Here is a 22765-nt window from a genome sequence, read left to right as displayed (position 1 = left end):
ATTTTGGAAGGCTGTATCGCCGATTTCGGCGTGGTATGCCGGCGGCGAAGAAAGTGAGATGACATGGCACCGATCTATGCGATTGGCGATGTGCACGGGCAGCTTGGCATGCTGCGTCGGGCGATGGACTGGATCGAGGACGACGGCGGTCCGCGCGCGCGTGTCGTACTGCTGGGCGATCTGGTGGATCGCGGGCCGGACAGCCGTGGTGTGATCGAATTGCTTCAGCGCGGTGTCGCCGAGGGGCGCGACTGGCAAGTCCTGCTGGGCAATCATGACCGCATGTTCCGGAGATTTCTGGACAGCGGATCTGTGCACGACGGGCGGATTGCCTCGGGCGCGGGCTGGCTGCATCCGGCGCTGGGCGGGCCGGCGACATTGGCCTCCTACGGGGTCGAACTGCACGAGGTCATGTCGGTGGACGAGGTGCTGAAGGCGGCCCGGACGGCGGTGCCGGAGAGCCATCGCAGGTTCCTGGCTGGCCTCAAGGTGATGCACCGCGAGCCCGGGCTGATCTTCGTTCATGCCGGTCTGCGGCCGGGGATCGCTCTGGAGGATCAGGCGGAGGACGATTTGGTCTGGATCCGCGACGAATTCCACGAGGTCAGGACATCCTGGGAGGCGCTGGTGGTGCACGGCCACACGCCGGTGGAGGTGCCGATGCATTACGGCAACCGGGTGAACCTCGACACCGGGGCGGGGTATGGCCGGCCATTGTCGGTGGGCGTGTTCGAAGACGGCGATGTCTTTTCGCTGAACGAACTGGGCCGGACCGTGCTGAGCTGACTACGTCCCGGGCCTGACTCGGGGCCTTACACTCGACGGCGCGGTTCCGCCGTCAGACCTTTGCGACGTGATGGTGGAAGGTCGCGCCAGCGCGGCCCCAGACGCCCGAGGACAGATCGCCGAGCGCAAGCAGCGAGGGCAGAAGCTGCGCCGCGTAGTCCTCGGAGCTTTCCACCGGCAGCATCGACGGCAGGTTGTCGATGGCGGTGACGTCGAGCGGCGGGCTGTCATGGACGCGGAGTGCCGGCTCGTCCCATGTGGTCGTGCGGTCATAGACCTTGATGGGTGAGAAGTCGGAGGTCGGATCGCAGGCGATATCACCGATCACGCGCAGGGTGCGGGGGCCGGTCAAGGCGTTGGCCGGGACAAAGACCGGTGTGCCGGGGCGGGCGAGGATGCAGTTGAGGAAAATGGCGTGGTCCAGCACTTCGGGGAAGGGGCCTCCGTGGGCGGTTTCGGCCAGGTCCCAGCGCGTCGTGTCCACGCCCATCGCATCACACAGGTCGGCCGCACCTGTGCCGACCCGGCCCAGCGCGCCGATGATAAGCGCGTCGGGGCGGGGCTTGCCGGTGGAAGAGAGCAGCTCTTCGAGGTCCTCCTTCAGGTGCGTCGCGGACGGGTGCGTGGCGACCGGGGGGCAGAGCCTGCCCTGTTGCTGCGCGGCCCAGCACCGCAGCGTGACGGCGGCGCCGGCGAAACCGGCCCAGTAGCCGAAGGCGGCGACGCGGCGGCCGGTGTCGTCGACGAGGTATTCGAGGTCGTAGAGCGTTCCGCCCCCGGCCTTGAAGCGTTTCAGCAGCACCTGTCCGTCAGGCTGGCCTTTGTAGGCATGGCCGAACATGATGTGACGGTGGGTGAGCGGCGTGCCGTCCTCGGGCAGTTCCTTGAGGCCGAAGATGACGGCGTCGGCGGGGGCCTCGGGCCAGCTGTTTTCGGGCGCAATGGCGCAGCCGGCGGAGCGATAGCCATCGACCGAAATTGCGCGCACAGAACTTTCCTCGACGGTGACATCGATGTCCCGGGACAGCAATTGCGCCGCGCCCTCGGGGCTAAGGCCAACCCGTTCCTCGTTGGCGCGTTGTTCGGCGCGGACCCAGAGATGTGTCATGGTCTTTCCTTCAAATGAACGTGCGGGCGTGGGCACGCTCGGGCGGGGCGAGGTGCGGGACGGCGTTGTAGACCGAGAGCATGAGATGACCGTGGACATATTCGATCTCGGTCACCGAGGAGTTGCGCAGGAGGAACATCAGCCGTGTCATCTCGGGGATGTCGAGACGTAACACCTGCCGGAGAACCATGGATATCAGGCCGCCGGAGGTAATCACCAGCGCGCGGCCGCCCTGATTCAGGATGTCGTCGACGGCGCCCTGCGCACGGTCCTCGAAATCCTGAAACCGTTCGGGTGCGTCGGGAAAAGCGTCGTCGCGCCAGAACTCCATGAGTTGCGGGATATTGCGGGCAAAATCCTCCGAACTTTGCGGAGCGGGCAGACCCTGTTCCAGCTCGGCGAGGCGGGCGATCGTGAAATAGTCGAACTCATTGAGCCGCGGGTCGATACGGGGCGCGTCGTGTCCCATGCCGCTGGCGGTCGCGCGATGGCGTGACATATCGCCCGCCCAGACATGATCGAAACTGGCCTGCGTATCGCGGAGGTACTGGCCAAGCCACTTGGCCTGCTGCGCGCCAAGCTCGGACAGCTGGTCGTAGGCCTCGGCAGTGGTGGCGTGGGTGTTGGCCTGGCCGTGGCGAATGAGGGTGATGTGGGTCATGCGGCGTCTCCTGATGCGCTTGTTCCTACCTAAGCGGCAGGGCAGGGGGAAGAGGCGGCGGACCTGCCGACCGGAGGCCGGGTCTCGCAACGACCCATCGGGCGGTGGGCGCAGGGCAGATTGCCTTGCTGTGCTTTGGCTTCTAGGGTCGGCGCATGTTTGAAGCCCTGTGCGACACCGGATACCAGATCGCGTCGACGAACCACGCCGAGGCGATCGTGGCGCATGACTTTCCCGACGAGATCGGCGAGCTTTGCGCCGCGCTCGGCGCGTTCCGGATATCGGCGGAAGATCTGATCTCTTCAGGCGGCGGCGAGGCCGGATCGACCCAGCGTCTGCGCCGCGACCTTGCGGCCAAGGGCTGGCACAAGCACAATTTTATCCAGCGCTCGACCATCGACGGCATGGAACGTGAGGCAATCAGCCACGAGATCGATCATGTCCGACGCGGTGCCAAGGGGACGATCGCGCTGGAGATCGAGTGGAACAACAAGGACCCGTTCTTCGACCGCGACCTCGAGAACTTCCAGCGGCTGCACGCCTTGTCGGCGATCAGCTTCGGGATCGTGGTGACCCGCGGCGCCTCGCTTCAGGCTCAGATGGTCAACCTTGTGTCGGCCTGCCTTGCGACGCACGGGGTCGAGGGCGAAGACGGCCTCGCGGTGTTCGACATGAAGGAGCGCACCGCCCGCCAGCGGGAAATCGTTGCGCGGCAGATGCGGGCCGGCGTGAGCTTTCGGGATGCCTTTGCCCGCGCCTTCGTGGCCGACAAGTTCGGAACGGCCACTACCCATTGGGAGAAGCTGCTGGACAGGGTGCGGCGCGGCGTCGGCAATCCGTGTCCGCTAATCCTGATCGGCATCGGGGTGGAGCGGGTGACGATGGACCGGCTACCCGGCGTTGAGGAGGCCGCACGGCTGTTGTGATGTGGGCCTGGAGATCCCGGATCAGGTCCGGGACGCGGGATCACTCGGCCGCGACCGAAGAGTTGTAGGAATAGGTCTTCCAGTCGGGCTTGTAATCATCGGACGCCTGGTTGCCCCAGACCGTCCAGCCATCACGCACGCCCCGACCGAAGAGCTCAAGGTAGGGACCCCAGCTGCATTCTTCGATCAGCTTGTACTGCTCGTCGGGCTTGCGCGAATGTTCGCGCTTGCGGGTCTGGATCATGTTCACCTGGCGACGGCCCGGCGGCAGGGTGCGGGCGTTCTTGCCGCGCACGCCGAACAGCACGATCTCGGTCACGTTGCGGAAATAGAACCCCACACCACGCCCGTCAGACCCGCCGTCCTTGCGGATCTTGTGCCAGATCAGGTTCGACTTGTATTCGAATCCCCAGGCCTGCAGCACGCGCAGCCCGTCAGGCAGCAGGGCGTTTGGCACCCAGAGATAGCAATGCGCCGCATCTTCAAGGTGCGCGGCCACCGGCAAGTCACAGATCGCGTCCAGATCCAGCGTGGGATAGCGCGCCAGCCGGCGATGCTCGGGCGCGACCTTGCCAGTGCGATTGGTGAACCGCCACGGCGGATCCGCCAGCACGGTACCGAACCGGCGACCGTCCAGAAACTTTTCCAGATCTTGGGAGGCATCACTTTGCATGTCGTACATGTTGCGTTTCTCGGGCCGTGGAAGCAAGTGAACATTATGCGAACATTTGCTAAAGATCAATGAAGCAAGACGGTGACGCTGCAAGAGTTGTGATGCGGCAACGTTGGCCGGGTTTGACGGCACCTGCGTTTCGGGTTTCAGTGCGCCGACAGGAGGACATCATGCAGGTCAATCCCACCCGCTTTCTCTCATCCTTGCACACATTGCGCACCTTCGGGGCGTCGGGTGTCGGCAAGGGTGTCGTGCGCCCTGCCTTCTCCGGGCCCGACATCGCAGCCCGCGACTGGCTGGCCGATCAGATTCGCGAGGCCGGGCTCACGCCGCAGGTTGATCCGGTGGGCAACCTCTTCGGTCTCGTCGAGGGGCCGTCGCTGCTGCTGGGCTCGCATAGCGACAGCCAGCCCGAGGGTGGCTGGCTCGACGGGGCGCTCGGGGTGATGGCGGCGCTCGAAATTGCCCGCGCGGCGCAGGAGGCCGATGGACCGCCGGTCTCGGTCGTCTCCTTCGAGGATGAAGAGGGACGGTTCGGGGTTACCACGGGCAGCGCGATCTGGTCAGGAACGCTGCCCCTGAAAAAGGCCGACACACTGTGCGACCGCGACGGTGTGAGTTTTGCCGAGGCGCGGGCCGCGCTGGGCGACAGGACCGGCGCCTTTGTCGATCCGGCACGGTTCAGCGGCTTCATCGAGATGCACATCGAGCAGGGGCCGACGCTTGACAGCAGCGGCGAAAAGATCGGCGTGGTCGATGGCATCGTCGGCATTCGCGACATGAAGATCACGCTGGAGGGCCAGCAGAATCACGCCGGCACGACGCCAATGGACCTGCGCCGCGATGCCTTTCAGGCGCTGGCCCGGTTCAATACCCTGATTACGGAACGGTTCCGCAATGTGGTCACGCCGGCGACGGTCTGGACCATCGGCCACGTCAGCCTGCATCCGAACGCCTCGTCGATTGTTCCAGGCAAGGTGTCCTTCTCGATGCAATGGCGCGACGGCGATGCCGCGCGGCTGAAGCGGATGGAGGACATCATCCGCGCCACGGCGGCCGAGGTGGCGAAACAGGGGTTCCGCCTGAGCTTCGGACCGATGCTGGGGCTGGAGCCGGTGGCGATGGACCCCCGTCTGCGAGGCGCGCTGGAAGAGGCCGCCGAGGCGCAGGTGCCTGGTCTCTGGCGCCGGCTGCCGTCAGGGGCCCTGCACGATGCCACCAACGTGGCGCGGCTGATGCCGGTGGCGATGCTCTTCGTTCCCTCGATCGGGGGCATCAGCCACGACTTTACAGAGGATACCGCCGAGGCCGACCTGGTGACCGGTCTCGAGGTCATGGCGGCAGCGGTCGCGCGGTTGACGGTGTAGGATGGGTGCTTCGCATCCACCGCTTCGTTCAGATCACGCCCAGCACCCGCAAGCCCAGCGCCACGGTGGACAGCGCGGCCAGCGCGAAGGCCAGCGTCCTTAGCACCGGGATGCCGAGGCAATAGATGATGTAATGCGCGAAGATGCCAATGAAGTAGGTCATCGCCAGGATGCCGGGATAGGTGTCCTCGGGCTGCCGGATCATTGCCAGGACAGCCAACGGTCCGAAGGCGACGAAACTTTCCACCGCGACCGTGTGCGCCCGCATTGCCCGCTGCGCCCAGGCCGATTGCTCGACCGCCAGCGGATCATAATTCGCAAGGGCGCCCATCAATCCGCGCACCATGAGCCGGTCAAGGATATAGGGCAGCCAGGCCACAGCGATCCAGGTTGCGCTGAGCGCCGTATAGAATTCCAGGGTGGTCATCATCCGCCCTCCTGCAGTTTCGACAGGTGGACGATAACACAGTGTGCCGAAGCTGCGCAAATTGCTGATTATGCGTGACAATCGTGCTAGGCTCGGCGCATGGACATAATCACCGTGTCATATTACGCCGTTGTCTGCGGCATCCTCGGGCTTGCAAGCCCTCGTTTGGGCATGCCGGTTCTGCGCCTGATCATCGGCGGTATCGTGGGGGTGCTGGCGGCCACGCTTCTGCCGGCCCTGAAGTTGATTGTCAGCCTGTAAATTGGTGACCGGATCCTCAGCCGCGTAACGCAGAAGGCGATCGGGTTACGCCCGCCGGCGGGTGGGGGCGTCCAGCGGCGCGGCAAGACCACTATCAGGCGGCGCATCCGCCTCGGTGGGGCGCGCCGTGTCCGAGGCGGAGCCGCCCGGCGCATCGTCCCAGCCCGGTCTGGCCTCCAGCGCACGGGCGGGCAAGTCCAGCGCATAGCTCAGGCCGTCGGTGGCGAAATCCACTTCGGCGCGCCCGCCCAGCCGCTGTGGCACGGTGATGTTCAGCACGCGTGAGCCAAAGCCCACGGGGCCGCCGAGTGAATCGCCCACTGTCTCCATGGCGCTGACACGCGCCCGCGCGAGCCTTTCGTTCCAGAGGACCTGAAACCGGTCGTCGGCATCGGGCCAGCCGCGGTAATGAACCCAGCTGAGTTCGACAGAGCCCTCGACGTCGCGTAGGGCGCCGTGCTTGATGGCATTGGTGGCCAGTTCGTTCAGCGCCAGCCCGATCTGGCGCGCCGCCAAGGTCGACAGCGGCTGATCCTCACCCACGAGGCGGATGCGGCCGGGGTAAGCCGCGATATAGGGGGCAAGCTGCAATTCCGCCAAATCACGCATCGTCGATGGCAGCTGCGACGTGCTTTGGATCAGCGCGTCCGAGGCTTCGACCATGGCTGCGATCCGGCCCTGAAAGGTCTCGACGAATTCCGCGAGCGTCTTCGATTGCTCGGCGGTCTGCCGGGTCAGCGCTTCGGTCAGCCGTTTCAGGTTGGCGCCACGATTGCCGGCCTCCCACAACACGATGTGCAACTCCTCGTTCGCGCGCTCAAGTTCCAGCGTCCGGCCGGCGACCTTGTCTTCCAGCCGGTCGCGCGCCTTGCGCAGCTGGATCAGCGTGGCTTCATGCGCCGCAACCTCGTCCCGAAGCTCGGAGTTGACCTGTCGCAATTCCACCGGAGAGGGCAGGGCGATGATTCTGGGAATGAGCGGAAACAGCACCACGACCGTGGCCAGAGACACGACGGCGGTGATCAGTTTGATGTAGCCCTGCACGGCATAGATTGGCACCCAGATGGTGAAAACAGCCATCAGGTGGGTCAGGCCGGACATCAGGATAAAGGCCACGAACAGATAGGCCAGCCCGCGGTGTTCGATGTCAGGACGTTTCCGGAGAACACGAAGCAAGGCAATCGGGATCAGCGCATAGGCCGCGAAGATCACCAGGTCCGACCCGGCGGTCATCGCGATCAGCCAGGGCTGCCACGACATGCATATCCCTTGCGCCAAATACCCTAAATCCTGAGAAAAGGTGGTGATCACTGCCTGCACCGTTGGCTCCTGCGGACCGACTGATACGGTGAGTATTCGCAGCTCGTGGCTAACGTTTTACTAACATCGCACATAAAAAAGCTCCGGTTTGATCGGTTCCGGGGCTAGACCAAAGTAGGTGGACGCTAAGGAAAGCGTTGACCCTGTGGCCGAGTGCTGACCAAATAGGCGCAGCAAAACGCGCAAAGCGCGATCAACTCCGAAAAACGGGGTGAATGGGAGGAATACGATTGCCTGAGATGTCTCGGGGTGCGGAAGATGTGCGCTCGATTCCCGCGCTGTTGAAGCGTAACGCCGCGCAATACGGCGACAGTCCAGCCTATCGTGAGAAAGAATACGGCATCTGGCAGACCTGGACGTGGTCGCAGGCCGCGCAGGAGATCGAGGCGCTGGCGCTGGGGCTTCTGAATCTCGGCGTGAACGAGGGCGATTTCATCGCCATCATCGGCCGCAATCGCCCCTACCTCTACTGGTCGATGGTCGCCGCGCAGTCCGTGGGCGCGGTGCCGGTGCCGCTCTATCAGGACGCGGTCGCCGAGGAGATGGCCTATGTCCTGGGCCACTGCGGGGCACGCTTCGTGATCTGCGCCGATCAGGAGCAAGTCGACAAGGTGATCGAGGTGCAGGACGAATTGCACCAGTTCGAACACATGATCTATCTCGATGCCCGCGGACTTCGGAAATACGACCACTCGCATCTGCACCAGTTCGATCATGTGCAGGATCAGGGCCGCGCCGCGCGTGATGAATACCTGCCTGAGCTGGACCGCCGCCGCGACAAGCTGACCTACGACGATACCTGCGTGATGCTCTATACCTCGGGCACCACCGGCAAGCCCAAGGGCGTGGTGCTGTCCAATCGCAACATCATCGAAACTGCCAAGAACTCGTCCGAATTCGACCACCTGCGCGAAGGCGACGAGGTGCTGGCCTATCTGCCGATGGCTTGGGTCGGCGATTTCATCTTCTCGATCGGGCAGGCCTATTGGACCGGTTTCTGCGTGAATTGCCCGGAATCCGCTGAAACCATGATGACCGACCTGCGCGAGATCGCGCCATCCTACTACTTCGCGCCGCCGCGGGTTTTCGAGACGCAGCTGACGCAGATCATGATCCGGATGGAGGATGCGGGCCCCCTGAAGCAGAGGATATTCCGCCACTTCATGGCGCACGCCCAGAAAGTCGGGCCAAAGATCCTCGATGGCGGCAAGGTCGGGGCCTTCGATCGGGTGAAATACCGCCTTGGCGAATTCATGGTCTACGGGCCGCTTAAGGACACGCTTGGCTTTTCCAACGTGCGCGTCGGCTATACCGCCGGCGAGGCGATCGGGCCGGAGATTTTCGATTTCTATCGCTCGCTGGGGATTAACCTGAAGCAGCTTTACGGCCAGACCGAGGCCAGCGTCTTCATCACCCAACAGCCTGACGGCGAGGTGCGGTCGGACACCGTGGGCGTGCCGTCGCCCGGCGTGGAGATCAAGATCGCCGAGAATGGCGAGGTCTTTTACCGCTCGCCCGGCACCTTCGTAGAATATTACAAGAACGCCGAGAGTACCGCCGACACAAAAGACCCAGAGGGCTGGGTGGCCACCGGCGACGCGGGTTTCTTTGAAGAAGGCACCGGGCACTTGCGGATCATCGACCGGGCCAAGGATGTCGGTCAGATGTCCGACGGCGGGATGTTCGCGCCGAAGTATGTCGAGAACAAACTGAAGTTCTATCCCAACATCCTCGAAGCCGTGGTCTTCGGCGCGGGGCGTGACCGTTGCTGTGCCTTCATCAACATAGATCTGTCGGCCGTCGGCAACTGGGCGGAGCGCAACAACATCGCCTATGCCTCTTACCAGGAGTTGGCCGGACATCCGCGCGTGCTGGAAATGATCCAGAACCACGTGGAAGAAACCAACGCGAGCGTGGCGCAGGACGAGATGCTCTCGGGTTGCCAGATCCACCGCTTTCTGGTGCTGCACAAGGAGCTCGATGCCGACGACGGCGAGTTGACGCGTACCCGTAAGGTCCGTCGCAAGATCATCGGCGAGAAGTTCGAAGACCTCGTGACCGCGCTCTATGACGGCTCGGACAGCGTTTATACCGAGACCGAGGTGACCTATGAGGACGGCCGCAAAGGCAAGATCCGCGCCACGCTGGAGATCCGGGATGCGAAGGTGGTGCCGGTGACCCCCAAGGCGGTGGCTGCGGAATGAGCACACGGCCCCGATTTCCGGCGCGGTTTCGATGGTCCTTTCTGACCGCGGCACTGGCCGTATGGCTTGCCGTGCCGGGCGTTGCCCGCGCGGATATCGAAGACATCTGGAGCGACGCTTTCGAGCGCTGCCGCATCCATATGGAGACCGGTGAGCCGATGATCCCCGATGGCTTGGAACCTGCTCCCGAAGCCGAACGTCTGGCGCTTGGACGGGCGCCGAGGATCGTAGAGCAGGCTGGCCGGACGGTCACTCTGCCCGGCCAACCTGCGCCTGACGTACTATTGTACCTACGGGGGGATACACTTGCGATGGCGCTCACGCCGACCAACTGCAAGGTTTTGCAGAAACCCGGTCGCAGGATTACGCACTCGGACAGGCAGCTACTGATCAAGAGGTACAAGGCGGATCGGGATGTGCTTATCGCGGCAGGCACCCATGCAATCGTCATCGAACAATCGCCTCGCCCCGTTCAGCAATTCGCGCACCGGCCTTTGCAACGCAACGTGTTTGGCGAATGCACCCTGTCTCGGGTGATCTGGAACATGACCTTCATCACGGGGGAAACGGAAGCTTTGCCCGACACGGATTGCAACTTGCCGCCTCGAGGAGCAGAGGGATGAAAGACACCGAAGGCTACACCACCGCCGACGGCCGCCAGATCGGCGGCGTCCTGATGGAGATGAAAAACATCACCCTTCGGTTCGGCGGCGTGGTGGCGATCCAGGATATCTCGTTCGATGTGCGCGAAGGCGAGATCCGGGCCATCATCGGGCCTAACGGGGCCGGTAAGTCCTCGATGCTGAACGTGATCTCGGGCTTTTACCACCCGCAGGAGGGCGAGGTCTGGTACAAGGGCGAACGCCGCCCAGCGATGAAACCCTATGAGGTGGCGCGGCTGGGCGTGGCACGAACGTTCCAGAACATCGCGCTGTTCGAGGGCATGAGCGTGCTCGACAACGTGATGACCGGGCGGCTGACGCATATGCATGCGAGCATGGGGGCGCAGGCGCTGTGGTGGGGCAAGGCCCGCGACGAAGAGATCGCCAACCGCCGCAAGGTGGAAGAGGTGATCGACTTCCTCGAGATCCAGCACATCCGCAAGACACCGGTGGGCACGCTGCCTTACGGGCTGAAAAAGCGGGTCGAGCTGGCGCGGGCATTGGCCGCCGAGCCCTCGATCCTGCTTCTCGACGAGCCGATGGCCGGGATGAACGTCGAGGAGAAGGAGGATATGTCCCGCTTCATCCTCGACGTGAACGACGAGTTCGGCACTACCATCGCCCTGATCGAGCACGACATGGGCGTGGTGATGGATATCTCGGACCGGGTGGTGGTGATGGACTACGGCAAGAAGATCGGTGACGGGACGCCGGAAGAGGTCCGCACCAACCAGGACGTGATCGACGCCTACCTGGGGGTGGCACATTGAGTACTTCACCGACGCGTCCCGGACTTGATCCGGGACCTCATCGCCAGTTTCGCGACGGCCCGACGAAAGTGCGGGACGCAGTTTGCAGGAAGGCGCAGACATGCTGAAAGACATCTTCATCACACCCTTCGTCGACATGGTTGAAGCACCGGACTTCCTGCTGCAAGTGCTTTGGGAAGGGCTGGTCTCGGGCATTCTCTATGCGCTGATCGCGTTGGGCTTCGTGCTGATCTTCCGCTCCAGCCGCATCTTCAACTTCGCGCAGGGGATCATGGTGGTCTTTGCCGCGCTGACGCTGGTGGGGCTCTACGCCATGGGGGTGCCAGCATGGATCAGCGTAGGCCTCACTTTGGTGGTCATGTTCGTGCTGGCCGTCGCCATTGAGCGCATCGTGTTGCGCCCGCTCGTCGGCCAGCCGGACATCATCCTCTTCATGGCAACCATCGGCATCACGCTGTTCCTGATCGGGCTGGGCGAGATCATATTCGGCGGCGAGAACAAGGTGATGATCACCGAGGAACTGGGCATTCCTACTGGCGACACGGTGCTTGAGCCCTGGGGCGGGTTGCTGATCCTGCAGCACCTCGACATCACGGTGGTCGTGGTGGCGACGCTGCTGGTGGCGGCATTGCTGGCCTTTCTCAATTACACCCAGATGGGCCGGGCGATCCGGGCGCTGGGCGACGATCACCAGGCGGCGCTGTCCGTTGGGATCTCGCTTCAGACGGTATGGGTGCTGGTGTGGTTCATCGCCGGCATCATCGCGCTGGTGACGGGCATCGCCTGGGGCGCACGCGCCGGGGTCAGCTTCGCGCTGGAAGTGATCGCCTACAAAGCGCTGCCGGTTCTCATGCTGGGCGGGCTGGAAAGCATCACCGGGGCGATCATCGGCGGGCTGATGATCGGCATCCTCGAGAAGCTGTTCGAGATCTACTGGGGACAGCCGCTGCTAGGCGGCAATACCGAGACATGGTTCGCCTTCGTGCTGGCTCTGGTGGTGCTGCTGTTCCGGCCGCAGGGGCTGTTCGGGGAGCGGATTATCGAAAGGGTCTGATGCAGCGCGGGGCGCGCAACATCGGGTAGGATGGGTGCTCTGCACCCATCTTGGACTGGTAGATGGGTGCAGAGCACCCATCCTACGCGAAGAACGGAGCGACAATGCTTTATCGGACGGCAGGACAATTCAAGACCAGCTACAAGACGGACCAGGCGTTGTTCCCGGTGCGGCAGGATGCCATCCTGCTGATGATCATCCTCGCCTTCGCCTGGGTGATCTTTCCGCTGACCGCGTCGGAGTTCACATTTCAGACGCTGCTGATCCCGATCCTAATCTATTCGCTGGCCGCAATGGGGCTGAACATCCTGACCGGCTATGCCGGACAGTTGTCGCTCGGCACCGCGGCCTTCATGGGGGTGGGTGCCTATGCCTGCTACAAGCTGGTCACCATCTTCCCGTGGATGAACCCGATCCTCGCGATCCTGCTGTCGGGCGTCTTCAGTGCCGGCATCGGCGTGGCCTTCGGCATCCCCTCGCTTCGCATCAAGGGCTTCTACCTCGCCATCGCCACTCTTGCGGCGCAGTTCTTCCTGGTGTGGCTGTTCGAAAAGTGGGCCTGGCTATATAATTACAACGCCAGCGGAGCCATCCAGGTGCCCAATCTCGAGATCTTCGGGGTTTACGTGGCCGGGCCGCAGGCGTCGTCGGTGACGCAGTACTTCGTGGTGCTCGCGATCGTCACGCTGATGACGGTGCTCTGCATCAACCTGACCCGCGGCAACCTGGGCCGGACGTGGAAGGCCACCCGCGACATGGACATCGCCGCCGAGCTGATCGGTATCAACCTGATGAAGTCCAAGCTGACCGCCTTTGCCGTGTCGTCCTACATCGTCGGCGTCTCGGGGGCGCTCTTCGTCTTCATGTGGCGCGGCGCGGCCGAGCCCAACCTCTTCGACATTCCGCTGTCGTTCCGCATCCTGTTCATCGCCATCATCGGCGGGCTGGGGTCGATCCTCGGCAACTATCTGGGGGCGATCCTGATCGTGGGGCTGCCGGTGGTGCTGAATATCGTGCCGGGCGCGTTGGGCATCCCGGTGTCTTCGGCCATGGTCGAACACCTGAACATCATGATCGTGGGCAGCCTGATCATCTTCTTCCTGATCATCGAGCCGCATGGCCTCGCCCGGCTGTGGGCACTAATCCGCGAAAAGCTCATTCTCTGGCCGTTCCCGCATTAGGGGCGGCCCAATAACTCGACCTATGGGACAGACAACAATCCAAACGGGAGGAATACATGAAAAATTTCAGTAAACTGGCCATCGCCGCGGTGGTGGCGGGCATGACCGCCGGCGCCGCCATGGCGCAGGATCTCTATACGCCAAACCTCAGCTACCGCACCGGTCCCTTCGCGGCGACGGGCATTCCGTTGATGAACGGTCAGGCCGACTACATGAACATGCTGAACGCGCGCGACGGCGGCGTCGGCGGGGTCAAGATCGACTTCGAGGAATGCGAAACCGGCTATTCCACCGAAAAGGGTGTGGAATGCTATGAGAAGACCAAGGACCGCGCCATCGTGACCCAGCCCTGGTCAACCGGCATCACGCTGCAGGTCCTGCCCAAGACCAACGTCGACCAGATCCCGATCCTCGCTCCCGGCTACGGCTTTTCGCCGATGATGGACGGCAAGACCTTCCAGTGGGCCTTCAACACGCCCGCCGGCTATTGGGATGCCGCCGACATGATCGTGCAGTACCTCGAAGGGCAGGGTGACCTCGACGGCAAGAAGATCGCCTTCCTGCACCTCGACCACCCCTACGGCAAGGAGCCGATCCCGGTCTTCGAACAGATGGCCGCCGCCAAGGGTTTCGAGTTCCTGCCGATCCCGGTGGGCCTGAAAGAGATGCAGAACCAGTCGGCACAATGGCTGCAAATCCGCCGCGAACGTCCCGATTACGTGGTGATGTGGGGCTGGGGCGCGATGAACGCCGGCGCCATCACCGAAGCGGTGAAGACCAAGTTCCCGATGGAGAATTTCATCGGCGTCTGGTGGGCCGGGCACGATGCCGACCTGCGGATCGTGGGCGACGATGGCAAGGGCTACAAGTCGATCTCGTGGTCGTTCCCGAACCTCGACGCGCCGGTCGTGGCCGACATCAAGAAACACGTCGTCGATGCCGGCAATTCGCAGTCGAACGAGGAAGAGATGTCGGGCGTGTTCTACAACCGCGGCATCATCATCTCGGCGATCCTCGCCGAGGGCATCCGCATGGCGCAGGAACATACCGGCAATGCCGAGATCACGGCCGCCGACCTACGCTGGGGCCTCGAGAACATCGACATGACCGAAGCGCGGATCTCCGAGCTTGGCCTCGACGGCATGGTGCCGCCGTTCAAGACCTCCTGCTCCGACCACACCGGCAAATCGGGTGGCTGGATGCTGGAATGGGACGGCGAAAAGTTCGTCAAGGTGTCCGACCACCTGACACCTAACACCGACAGCTATGCCGAACTGGTGGCCGAGAAGTCCGGTGAATACGCCGAGGCCAACGCACCCTGGCCGGTGAACGAAGACTGCGAGGGTTAAACCCTTCCTCCGGCGGCGGCGCATGAGGCCGCCGCCGGATTTTGCGTATTTGTGAAAGAGAAGAAGATGCTGGACGCCGCCCCGACCGCAAACGACACCGATGAGGCGCTTCTTGAGGTCAACAATATCGAGGTGATCTACAACCACGTGATCCTTGTGCTGAAAGGCGTGTCGCTGAAGGTGCCCAAGGGTGGGATCACCGCGCTTCTGGGTGGCAATGGCGCTGGCAAGACCACCACGCTCAAGGCGATTTCGAACCTGCTGCATTCCGAGCGCGGCGAAGTCACCAAGGGTTCGATCGTCTACAAGGGCGAGCGGGTGCAGGATCTGGACCCGGCGGCACTGGTCAAGCGCGGCGTGATCCAGGTGATGGAAGGCCGGCACTGTTTCGAGCACTTGACGGTCGAAGAAAACCTGATGACCGGCGCCTATACCCGCAAGGACGGCAAGGGCGCGATAGAGGCGGACCTCGACATGGTCTATACCTATTTCCCCCGCCTCAGGGAGCGGCGGAAAAGTCAGGCCGGCTATACCTCGGGCGGCGAACAGCAGATGACGGCAGTGGGCCGGGCGCTGATGTCGCGCCCCGAAACGATCCTGCTGGACGAGCCTTCGATGGGACTGGCGCCGCAGCTTGTGGAACAGATCTTCGAGATCGTGAAATCGATCAACGAAAACGAAGGCGTGTCTTTCCTGCTGGCCGAACAGAACACCAACGTGGCGCTGCGATTTGCACATTACGGCTATATCCTGGAATCGGGCCGGGTTGTGATGGACGGCAAGGCCGCCGACCTGCGCGAGAATGCCGACGTCAAGGAATTCTATCTCGGGATGTCGGACCAGGGACGGAAATCGTTCCGCGACGTGCGCTCCTATCGTCGCCGGAAAAGATGGCTGGCGTGACCCGCCGGATGTGAAAAAGGACAGACGATGAGCGAATTCTACGATGCCTTCGAGACCCGCTCGCAGGATGAACGCGCGGCGGCCCAGCTCAAGGCCCTGAACGCGCAACTGGCGCAACACGGGAAGGAGCCCCTTGCGGACCTTTCGGAGCTTGCCGGTCTGCCGGTGCTGCGCAAGGCGGACCTCGTCGAGAAGCAGAAGGCACAGCCGCCGTTCGGCGGCCTGCCGGTGAGCAACCTGACCCACGTGTTCCAGTCTCCGGGTCCGATCTACGAACCCGCCAGCTCCGGGCATGACTGGTTCCGTATGGGCCGCTTCCTGCATGCAGTGGGGATCGGCCCGAGCGATATCGTGCAGAATTGTTTCGGCTATCATCTGACCCCCGCCGGCATGATGTTCGAGAGCGGCGCCAAGGCCGTGGGCGCGGTGGTCCTGCCCGCCGGGACCGGCCAGACCGAGCTGCAGGCGCGGGCCGCGCATGATGTCGGCGTCACCGCCTATGCTGGGACGCCGGACTTCCTGAAGGTGATTCTCGACAAGGCCGAGGCGCTGGGCCTGCCGCTGAAGATCTCCCGCGCGGCGGTGGGCGGCGGCGCGCTCTTCCCCTCGCTCCGGCAGGAATACGCCGATCGCGGTATTTCCTGTCTGCAATGTTATGCCACCGCCGATCTCGGAAACATCGCCTATGAAAGCGCCGCGAAGGAGGGCATGATCGTCGATGAGGGCGTACTTGTCGAGATCGTCACCCCCGGCACCGGCGACCCCGTTCCCGAGGGCGAGGTGGGCGAAGTCGTGGTCACCACGCTCAACCCGGATTACCCGCTGATCCGCTTCGCCACCGGCGACATGAGCGCCGTGATGTCCGGCGAAAGCCCTTGTGGACGCACGAATTTGCGCATCAAGGGCTGGATGGGCCGCGCCGACCAGACCACCAAAATCAAGGGCATGTTCGTCCGGCCCGAGCAGGTTGCCGAACTTGTCGCCCGTCATGACGAAGTCACGCGCGCCCGTGTGATTGCCGGGCGGGAAGGCGAGGCCGACACCATGACCGTGCGGATCGAGACTACCGCCGGCGACCCCGACCGCTACGAGGAAACGGTGCGAGAGGTGCTCAAGCTGCGTGGCGCTGTCGAACTCGTGACTCCGGGCGACCTTCCCAAGGACGGTGTGGTGATCGAAGATACGCGCAGCTACGACTGAACGATCCGGGAGGACCGAAATGTCCCTATCCTTTCCGCACGCGCTGATGCGCGCCTTCGCCGCGCTTGCTTTCCTGGCTGCCAGCCAGGCCAGCGCCGCTGACCTCGCCCTTGTGCTGGGCGTCTCCGACTATGACCGTCTCAGCGACGTGCGCGAGGCTAGGCAATTGCGCGCTCTCGTGCGGCGGCTGGACCGCGCCGGCTTTGACGTGATCGAGCTGATCGACGGCAAGACCGACGACATGCTCGACGTTGCCGACACGTTCCGCCGCAAGGCCGAAGATGCCGACCGTATCCTGATCCTGCTGGAAGGGCATTTCGTCAGTTCCGACACCGACGCCTGGTTGCTGGGCCGCGAAGCCCGCTCGGTCGACCTGCTGAAAGCCTCGGCCCAGGGCCTGTCGCTGTCGGGCCTCGCCGAGATCTCGGCGCAGGCTGCCGCCGGCCGTGCCGTGGTTCTTGTCGGGCGCTCGAGCGAACTTAGGCCCGATGACGGCCTGCGGTCCGGGACCCAAGGCATGGTGCTGCCGCAGGGCGTCACACTGGCCCGCGGCACGCCCGACCTGTTGAACGATGCCATCTTCGACGGGTTGCTGAAAGAGGGCGTCAGCCTGAACGAAGCGCTGTCGCAACTGGCCGCGCGCGGGTTCCTCTCGGACAGTGTCGGCTTTACCGAAGGCGGCGTCGTCACCCTGCCGGCGCCCGAAATCGACACCGATGCGATCACCAACCGTGCCCTGGAACGCGGGTTTTGGGATGCCGCACGGGCGCTCGATACCAAGCAGGCGCTGGAACTCTACATTCAACGCTATCCGAACGGACGCTTCACCAAGGAGGCCAAGGACCGGATAACCGCGAAGGAGGTGGACGAAAAGGACCGCTGGGAGCGTGCCGAGGAAGATCTGAGCATCAGCCGCAACGGCCGCCGCAAGATCCAGCGTGACCTGACGCTGCTGGGGTACGATACGCGCGGCGTCGACGGCATCTTCGGGCAGGGCACGCGCAGCGCCATCGGTCGCTATCAGCGCGACAAGGGGCGGCAGGTCACCGGCTATATCGACCGTTCGCTGTGGCAGCAGATCACCCGTGACGCCAGGGCCAGACGCGACCAGCAGGCGGAAGAGGCGCGGCGCGCAGACGATGCCTATTGGAAGGAAACCGGGGCCGGCGCCAATGAACGCGGCGTGCGAAACTACCTCGATCGCTATCCGAAGGGCCAACACGCGGAAGAAGCCCGCCGCCGGCTCGAGGACTTCAGACTGGCGCGAGAAGAAGAAGAGCGACGCGTGGCCGAGCGCGCGTGGCGTCGTGCGCAAGAGATCGACACGCTCGCCGGATATCGCGATTTCCTCGACGCATATCCTGAGACGCGGTACACCGATGCCGCCCGCAAGCGCATCCGCGAGCTGACCCCCGATAAGGAGGACGAGCGCGTCGCCGCTGCCCGCTCGCAAGAGAAGCAGATCGTCAACAACCCGGTTGTCCGGGTGCTGGTCGAGCGCAGGTTGACGCAGATGGGCTATGATCCCGGCGCCGGTGACGGCAATTTCACCAAGACGACCCGCGACGCCCTCAAGCGCTTCCAACGTGACCGCGGGCTGTTCCCCAGCGGTTACGTCAGCAACGAGACCGCGGCTTTCCTGCTGAGCGGCCGCTGAAGCCTCCCCGGCCTCGTCATGCGCGGGGTCGGGGATTGCCATTGGATCGGGTGCTGGGACAGTCCGCGCACACCGATCGCCGTCTAATCGCGCCATCGCACTGGACGCCCGCGCCCGCAGGCAATATCACCGCCCGGATACCGCTGAACGCACGCACGGGAAGATACGCATGTCGCGCTACGATGCCGCCTCGATCGAGGCGAAATGGCAAGAGGCCTGGGACAAGGCCGGAACCTTTACCGCCACGATGGAGGGCGGCAAGCCGAAGTACTACGTGCTCGAGATGTTCCCCTATCCGTCGGGCAAGCTGCACATGGGCCACGTGCGCAACTACACCATGGGCGACGTGATCGCGCGCTACAAGCTGTCGACCGGGCACAACGTGCTGCATCCGATGGGGTTCGACGCCTTTGGCATGCCCGCCGAGAACGCCGCCATGGCAAGCGGAGGCCATCCGAAGGACTGGACCTATTCCAACATCGACGACATGGTCGAACAGATGAAGCCGCTGGGCCTCTCGCTCGATTGGTCACGGATGTTCGCCACCTGCGACCCGGAATACTATGGCCAGCAGCAGGCATTGTTCCTCGATTTCCTTGAAGCGGGGCTGGTCTATCGCAAGAACGCGGTGGTCAACTGGGACCCGGTGGACATGACCGTGCTGGCAAACGAACAGGTCGAGGACGGCAAGGGCTGGCGCTCCGGAGCCGAGGTTGAGCGGCGCGAGTTGACGCAGTGGTTTTTCCGCATTTCCGACATGGCAGAGGAACTGCTTGATGCCATTGACGGGCTCGATGATTGGCCTGCCAAGGTCAAACTGATGCAGCAGAACTGGATCGGCAAGTCGCGTGGTCTGCAGTTTGCCTTCGGTCTGGTCGACGGGCCCGAGGGACATGACCGGGTGGAGGTCTATACAACCCGTCCCGACACGCTCCTCGGCGCGTCCTTCCTTGGTATCTCTCCGGACCACCCGCTGGCCAAATCGATGGAAAAGGACAATCCCGAACTTGCCGCCTTCAACGCCGAGTGCCGTAAGGGCGCAACCACCGAGGAGGCGCTGGAAAAGGCCGAGAAGAAGGGCTTCGATACTGGCCTCCGCGTCCGTCACCCCTTCGATACCGCATGGGAACTGCCGGTCTATGTCGCCAACTTCATCCTCATGGATTACGGCACCGGCGCGATCTTCGGCTGCCCGGCCCATGACGCCCGCGATCTCGAATTCGCGCGCAAGTATGACCTGCCCGTCACCTCGACCTATGCCCCGGCCGAGGACGAAGGCCGCGACCTGCCCGAGGACGGTGGCGAAGCCTATGTCCCGCCGAAGTCCGAAAAGGTGATCTACATCCGCGGCTTCGCCGGCGAGACCGAGCAGACCGGCGACGCCGCGATCGACGCCGCCATCGCCTTTTGCGAGGCCAATGGCGTGGGGCAGGGGGTGACCAAGTTCCGCCTGCGCGACTGGGGCCTTTCCCGTCAGCGCTATTGGGGCTGCCCGATCCCGGTGGTGCATTGCGACAGTTGCGGAGTGGTGCCCGAGAAGAAGGAAAACCTGCCCGTCGAACTGCCCTACGACGTCAACTTCGACACCCCCGGCAACCCGCTGGACCGGCACCCGACGTGGCGCGACTGCACCTGCCCCGCCTGCGGCGGCAAGGCCCGGCGCGAGACCGACACGATGGACACCTTCGTCGACAGCTCATGGTACTTCGCCCGCTTCACCGCACCGCGTGCCGAAACGCCCACCGACATGGAGGCGGCGCAATACTGGATGAACGTCGATCAATACATCGGCGGCGTCGAGCACGCGATCCTGCACCTGCTGTATTCCCGCTTCTTCGCGCGGGCCATGAACGTCACTGGCCATTTGCCCGACAGCGCCCGCGAGCCCTTCAACGCGCTCTTCACGCAAGGGATGGTGACCCATGCGATCTATCAGACGCGGAATGCCGACGGTCGCCCGGTCTATCACTACCCGGCAGATGTCGAGGAGCGGGCCGGCGGGGTCTTCGTCAGGGCCACCGGCGAGCAGGTTGACGTGGTGCCCTCGGCCAAGATGTCGAAATCCAAGAACAACGTCGTCGACCCGGCCGAGATCGTCGCCAATTTCGGCGCCGACACCGCGCGCTGGTTCGTGCTGTCCGACAGCCCGCCGGAACGCGACGTCGAGTGGACCGCTTCGGGCGCCGAGGCCGCGGCCCGCCACCTTGCCCGCGTGCACCGCATCGCCAGCGACGCGGCGCAGTCCAGCGAGGGCGCGAACGGCAACGACACCGCCCTGCTGAAAGAGATGCACAAGGCGATCCGCGACGTCACGCTCGGCATCGAAAGCTTCGGCTTCAACGCCGCCATTGCCCGGCTTTATGCCTTCACCAACACGCTGGCCAAGGCCAAGGCGGGGGCCGAGGCGACGCGGCAGGCCACCCGCACGCTGGCACAGCTTATGGCGCCGATGACCCCGCACCTGGCCGAGGACATCTGGTCAATGCTCGGCGGCGAGGGGCTGGTTATCGACGCGCCCTGGCCGCAGCCCAACGAGGCGATGCTGGTCGAGGACAGCGTCACCCTGCCGATCCAGATCAACGGTAAACGCCGGGCGGAAATCAGCGTCGCGGCGGACCTGGGCAAGGAAGAGGTTGAAAAGCTGGCGCTCAGCCATCACGCTGTGGTCAAGGCGCTGGAGGGCGGCGCGCCGAAGAAGGTCATCGTGGTGCCGGGACGGATCGTAAATGTGGTTGTCTGACCGACGTCTCTTCCTTGTGGGTGTGCTGGCGCTGGCGGGCTGCGGCTTCGCGCCCGCCTATGGCACTGATGGCACCGCCAGCAAGTTGCAGAACGCGATCCATGTCGAAGAACCTGACGACCGCAATACCTATCTCGTGACCCGCCGGATCGAGGAACGTTTCGGCGCGGGCGGGCCCTCGTCGCCCTACAAGATGGACCTTGCGATCAGCGTCGATCAGGACAGCCTCGGCAGCACCGCCGACGGTAACCTCAACCGCTATCATGTCACCGGCACGGCGACATTCGCCGTGCGCTCCGCCGGAACGGTCATCGAGGCCGGCACGGTGCGCAACTTCACCGGCTATTCCGCCTCCGGTTCCACCGTCGCCACGCTGGCGGCGCGGCGCGATGCCGAGGAGCGGCTGATGCAGATTCTCGCCGACCAGATCATTGACCGGCTGGTGCTGGCCGCGCCCGTCCTGTGACGCCATGAAGCTGTCGCCCCGCGAAGCCACGGGCTATTTCGCAAAGCCCGACGCGGGCCGCACCGGCCTGCTGATCTACGGCCCCGACGGCATGCGCGTGGCGCTGAAACGGCAGCAGGTGATCTCCAATCTGGTTGGCCCGGAGGGCGAGGCCGAGATGCGCCTGACCCGCATCCCCGGCAGCGAATTGCGCAAGCAACCCACGTTGCTGATCGACGCGGTCAAGGCCATCGGTTTCTTCCCCGGGCCGCGTGTCGCCTTTGTCGAGGAGGCCACCGAACACGCGGTGCCCGCGATCATCACGGCACTCGAGGACTGGGCCGACGGCGACGCGCAGATCGTGGTCACGGCAGGTCAGCTCAAGGCCACATCCAAGTTGCGCAAGGCGTTCGAGAGCCACCCCAATGCCTTTGCCGCCGCGATCTACGACGACCCGCCGTCGCGCGCCGAGATAGAGGCCGAGCTGAACCGTGCGGGTGTCACCATCGGCGGCGAGGCGATGGAAGACATCACTGCGCTCAGTCGCGCGCTGGACCCCGGCGATTTCCGCCAGACGCTGGAGAAGCTGGCGCTCTACAAGCATGGCGATGCCGGTCCTGTCACACCCGAGGATGTGGCGGCCGTCGCCCCGGTCTCGACCGAGGCGGAGCTTGCCGACGTGCTTGCCATCGTGGCCGAGGCCCGCACCGGCGAGATTGGCCCGATGCTGTCGCGCCTCGCCGCGCAGGGGGTGCAGCCGGTGGGTCTGGTGATCGCCGCGATGCGCCACTTCCGTGCCCTGCATGCCGCTGCCTCCCACCCCGACGGCGCCGCCCGCGGCATCGCCGCAATGCGCCCGCCGATCTTCGGCCCGCGCCGCGACCGGATGACCCGGCAGGCGCAACAATGGGGCGCGGCGAAGCTGGATCAGGCGATCACGCTCTTGACGGACACAGATCTGCAACTGCGCTCGGCCAGCCAGAACGCACCGGCAATGGCGCTGGTGGAGCGGATGTTGATCCGGCTGGCGATGCTGGGCCGTTAGGGCCGGGCAGGGCAGGGCCCAGAAAT

At 64.0% G+C, this 22765-nt stretch carries 21 protein-coding genes; 16 read left to right on the top strand and 5 right to left on the bottom strand.

Features of this window, described 5'->3' with window-relative positions; all coding sequences use genetic code 11:
* Positions 1-63: 63 nt before the first annotated feature.
* Positions 64-786, top strand: a complete 723-nt coding sequence (locus AC04PT_RS18500; protein WP_482875263.1) for a metallophosphoesterase — start codon at positions 64-66, stop codon at positions 784-786.
* Positions 787-838: 52 nt separating this feature from the next.
* On the opposite strand, the gene AC04PT_RS18495 is transcribed toward AC04PT_RS18500, so the two are convergent.
* Positions 839-1894 (bottom strand): saccharopine dehydrogenase, encoded by a 1056-nt coding sequence (locus AC04PT_RS18495; RefSeq protein WP_482875262.1) that lies wholly within the window; start codon positions 1892-1894, stop codon positions 839-841.
* A 10-nt stretch (positions 1895-1904) separates the two neighbouring features.
* Complete coding sequence (locus tag AC04PT_RS18490) at positions 1905-2555, bottom strand: histidine phosphatase family protein (protein WP_482875261.1); 651 nt, start codon at positions 2553-2555, stop codon at positions 1905-1907.
* A 155-nt stretch (positions 2556-2710) separates the two neighbouring features.
* On the opposite strand from AC04PT_RS18490, the gene AC04PT_RS18485 reads away from it, so the two are divergent.
* Positions 2711-3481, top strand: a complete 771-nt coding sequence (locus AC04PT_RS18485; protein WP_482875260.1) for a BglII/BstYI family type II restriction endonuclease — start codon at positions 2711-2713, stop codon at positions 3479-3481.
* Positions 3482-3521: 40 nt separating this feature from the next.
* Here the strand turns inward: AC04PT_RS18485 and AC04PT_RS18480 are convergent, their stop codons facing one another.
* Positions 3522-4154: an MT-A70 family methyltransferase gene (locus AC04PT_RS18480; protein WP_482875259.1), complete on the bottom strand. Its 633-nt coding sequence runs from the start codon at positions 4152-4154 to the stop codon at positions 3522-3524.
* Between the two features lie 170 nt (positions 4155-4324).
* Between AC04PT_RS18480 and AC04PT_RS18475 the strand changes: the two genes are divergently transcribed.
* Positions 4325-5521 (top strand): Zn-dependent hydrolase, encoded by a 1197-nt coding sequence (locus AC04PT_RS18475; protein WP_482875258.1) that lies wholly within the window; start codon positions 4325-4327, stop codon positions 5519-5521.
* 28 nt (positions 5522-5549) lie between these two features.
* Here AC04PT_RS18475 and AC04PT_RS18470 read toward each other — a convergent pair whose 3' ends face one another.
* On the bottom strand, positions 5550-5948 hold the full coding sequence (locus AC04PT_RS18470) for an MAPEG family protein (protein ID WP_482875257.1): 399 nt from the start codon (positions 5946-5948) through the stop codon (positions 5550-5552).
* Between the two features lie 99 nt (positions 5949-6047).
* Between AC04PT_RS18470 and AC04PT_RS18465 the strand changes: the two genes are divergently transcribed.
* Entirely contained in the window at positions 6048-6209 is a 162-nt protein-coding gene (locus AC04PT_RS18465) for a hypothetical protein (RefSeq protein WP_482875256.1), read from the top strand.
* Positions 6210-6254: 45 nt separating this feature from the next.
* Here AC04PT_RS18465 and AC04PT_RS18460 read toward each other — a convergent pair whose 3' ends face one another.
* Positions 6255-7469, bottom strand: a complete 1215-nt coding sequence (locus AC04PT_RS18460; RefSeq protein WP_482875255.1) for an HWE histidine kinase domain-containing protein — start codon at positions 7467-7469, stop codon at positions 6255-6257.
* 299 nt (positions 7470-7768) lie between these two features.
* Here AC04PT_RS18460 and AC04PT_RS18455 point away from each other — a divergent pair, with 299 nt between their 5' ends.
* The 12 genes from AC04PT_RS18455 to holA all read left to right on the top strand — a co-directional run bounded on the left by AC04PT_RS18455 (position 7769) and on the right by holA (position 22739).
* The gene (locus AC04PT_RS18455) at positions 7769-9733 is read left to right on the top strand and encodes an AMP-binding protein (RefSeq protein WP_482875275.1); all 1965 of its coding nucleotides are present in this window, start codon (positions 7769-7771) and stop codon (positions 9731-9733) included.
* Positions 9730-10356 (top strand): hypothetical protein, encoded by a 627-nt coding sequence (locus AC04PT_RS18450; protein WP_482875254.1) that lies wholly within the window; start codon positions 9730-9732, stop codon positions 10354-10356. The genes AC04PT_RS18455 and AC04PT_RS18450 overlap by 4 nt, the downstream gene beginning before the upstream one ends.
* Positions 10353-11165 (top strand): ABC transporter ATP-binding protein, encoded by an 813-nt coding sequence (locus AC04PT_RS18445; protein ID WP_482875253.1) that lies wholly within the window; start codon positions 10353-10355, stop codon positions 11163-11165. Before AC04PT_RS18450 ends, AC04PT_RS18445 begins: the two co-directional genes overlap by 4 nt.
* Before the next feature lie 100 nt (positions 11166-11265).
* Positions 11266-12219, top strand: coding sequence for a branched-chain amino acid ABC transporter permease (locus AC04PT_RS18440; RefSeq protein WP_482875252.1), 954 nt, complete (start codon positions 11266-11268; stop codon positions 12217-12219).
* A gap of 104 nt (positions 12220-12323) precedes the next feature.
* Complete coding sequence (locus AC04PT_RS18435; RefSeq protein WP_482875251.1) at positions 12324-13400, top strand: branched-chain amino acid ABC transporter permease; 1077 nt, start codon at positions 12324-12326, stop codon at positions 13398-13400.
* A 56-nt stretch (positions 13401-13456) separates the two neighbouring features.
* Positions 13457-14749, top strand: coding sequence for an ABC transporter substrate-binding protein (locus AC04PT_RS18430; protein WP_482875250.1), 1293 nt, complete (start codon positions 13457-13459; stop codon positions 14747-14749).
* Between the two features lie 66 nt (positions 14750-14815).
* Positions 14816-15652, top strand: coding sequence for an ABC transporter ATP-binding protein (locus AC04PT_RS18425; RefSeq protein ID WP_482875249.1), 837 nt, complete (start codon positions 14816-14818; stop codon positions 15650-15652).
* Between the two features lie 27 nt (positions 15653-15679).
* Complete coding sequence (locus tag AC04PT_RS18420) at positions 15680-16852, top strand: phenylacetate--CoA ligase family protein (protein ID WP_482875248.1); 1173 nt, start codon at positions 15680-15682, stop codon at positions 16850-16852.
* A 19-nt stretch (positions 16853-16871) separates the two neighbouring features.
* Positions 16872-18509, top strand: coding sequence for a peptidoglycan-binding domain-containing protein (locus AC04PT_RS18415; RefSeq protein WP_482875247.1), 1638 nt, complete (start codon positions 16872-16874; stop codon positions 18507-18509).
* Between the two features lie 169 nt (positions 18510-18678).
* Positions 18679-21249, top strand: a complete 2571-nt coding sequence (gene leuS / locus AC04PT_RS18410; protein WP_482875246.1) for a leucine--tRNA ligase — start codon at positions 18679-18681, stop codon at positions 21247-21249.
* Positions 21236-21715 carry an LPS assembly lipoprotein LptE gene (gene lptE, locus AC04PT_RS18405; RefSeq protein WP_482875245.1) on the top strand — a complete coding sequence of 160 codons (480 nt, stop codon included), beginning with the start codon at positions 21236-21238 and terminating at the stop codon, positions 21713-21715. The genes leuS and lptE overlap by 14 nt, the downstream gene beginning before the upstream one ends.
* A 4-nt stretch (positions 21716-21719) precedes the next feature.
* Complete coding sequence (gene holA, locus AC04PT_RS18400; RefSeq protein WP_482875244.1) at positions 21720-22739, top strand: DNA polymerase III subunit delta; 1020 nt, start codon at positions 21720-21722, stop codon at positions 22737-22739.
* The last annotated feature ends 26 nt before the right edge of the window (positions 22740-22765 follow it).

It is taken from the genome of Litorisediminivivens sp. KMU-197 (assembly GCF_056858395.1).
The sequence above is the reverse complement of the archived record's forward strand: the minus strand, read 5'-3'. Positions and strand labels throughout refer to the sequence as shown.

Coding starts and splice junctions, on each gene's coding strand:
- AC04PT_RS18430 (WP_482875250.1), top strand. CDS start 13,457: ATGAAAAATTTCAGTAAACTGGCCATCGCCGCGGTGGTGGCGGGCATG.
- AC04PT_RS18445 (WP_482875253.1), top strand. CDS start 10,353: ATGAAAGACACCGAAGGCTACACCACCGCCGACGGCCGCCAGATCGGC.
- AC04PT_RS18455 (WP_482875275.1), top strand. CDS start 7,769: ATGTCTCGGGGTGCGGAAGATGTGCGCTCGATTCCCGCGCTGTTGAAG.
- AC04PT_RS18440 (WP_482875252.1), top strand. CDS start 11,266: ATGCTGAAAGACATCTTCATCACACCCTTCGTCGACATGGTTGAAGCA.
- AC04PT_RS18460 (WP_482875255.1), bottom strand. CDS start 7,469: ATGTCGTGGCAGCCCTGGCTGATCGCGATGACCGCCGGGTCGGACCTG.
- AC04PT_RS18475 (WP_482875258.1), top strand. CDS start 4,325: ATGCAGGTCAATCCCACCCGCTTTCTCTCATCCTTGCACACATTGCGC.
- AC04PT_RS18490 (WP_482875261.1), bottom strand. CDS start 2,555: ATGACCCACATCACCCTCATTCGCCACGGCCAGGCCAACACCCACGCC.
- AC04PT_RS18450 (WP_482875254.1), top strand. CDS start 9,730: ATGAGCACACGGCCCCGATTTCCGGCGCGGTTTCGATGGTCCTTTCTG.
- AC04PT_RS18465 (WP_482875256.1), top strand. CDS start 6,048: ATGGACATAATCACCGTGTCATATTACGCCGTTGTCTGCGGCATCCTC.
- AC04PT_RS18415 (WP_482875247.1), top strand. CDS start 16,872: ATGTCCCTATCCTTTCCGCACGCGCTGATGCGCGCCTTCGCCGCGCTT.
- AC04PT_RS18470 (WP_482875257.1), bottom strand. CDS start 5,948: ATGACCACCCTGGAATTCTATACGGCGCTCAGCGCAACCTGGATCGCT.
- AC04PT_RS18500 (WP_482875263.1), top strand. CDS start 64: ATGGCACCGATCTATGCGATTGGCGATGTGCACGGGCAGCTTGGCATG.
- AC04PT_RS18420 (WP_482875248.1), top strand. CDS start 15,680: ATGAGCGAATTCTACGATGCCTTCGAGACCCGCTCGCAGGATGAACGC.
- holA (WP_482875244.1), top strand. CDS start 21,720: ATGAAGCTGTCGCCCCGCGAAGCCACGGGCTATTTCGCAAAGCCCGAC.
- AC04PT_RS18495 (WP_482875262.1), bottom strand. CDS start 1,894: ATGACACATCTCTGGGTCCGCGCCGAACAACGCGCCAACGAGGAACGG.
- AC04PT_RS18480 (WP_482875259.1), bottom strand. CDS start 4,154: ATGCAAAGTGATGCCTCCCAAGATCTGGAAAAGTTTCTGGACGGTCGC.
- AC04PT_RS18435 (WP_482875251.1), top strand. CDS start 12,324: ATGCTTTATCGGACGGCAGGACAATTCAAGACCAGCTACAAGACGGAC.
- leuS (WP_482875246.1), top strand. CDS start 18,679: ATGTCGCGCTACGATGCCGCCTCGATCGAGGCGAAATGGCAAGAGGCC.
- lptE (WP_482875245.1), top strand. CDS start 21,236: ATGTGGTTGTCTGACCGACGTCTCTTCCTTGTGGGTGTGCTGGCGCTG.
- AC04PT_RS18485 (WP_482875260.1), top strand. CDS start 2,711: ATGTTTGAAGCCCTGTGCGACACCGGATACCAGATCGCGTCGACGAAC.
- AC04PT_RS18425 (WP_482875249.1), top strand. CDS start 14,816: ATGCTGGACGCCGCCCCGACCGCAAACGACACCGATGAGGCGCTTCTT.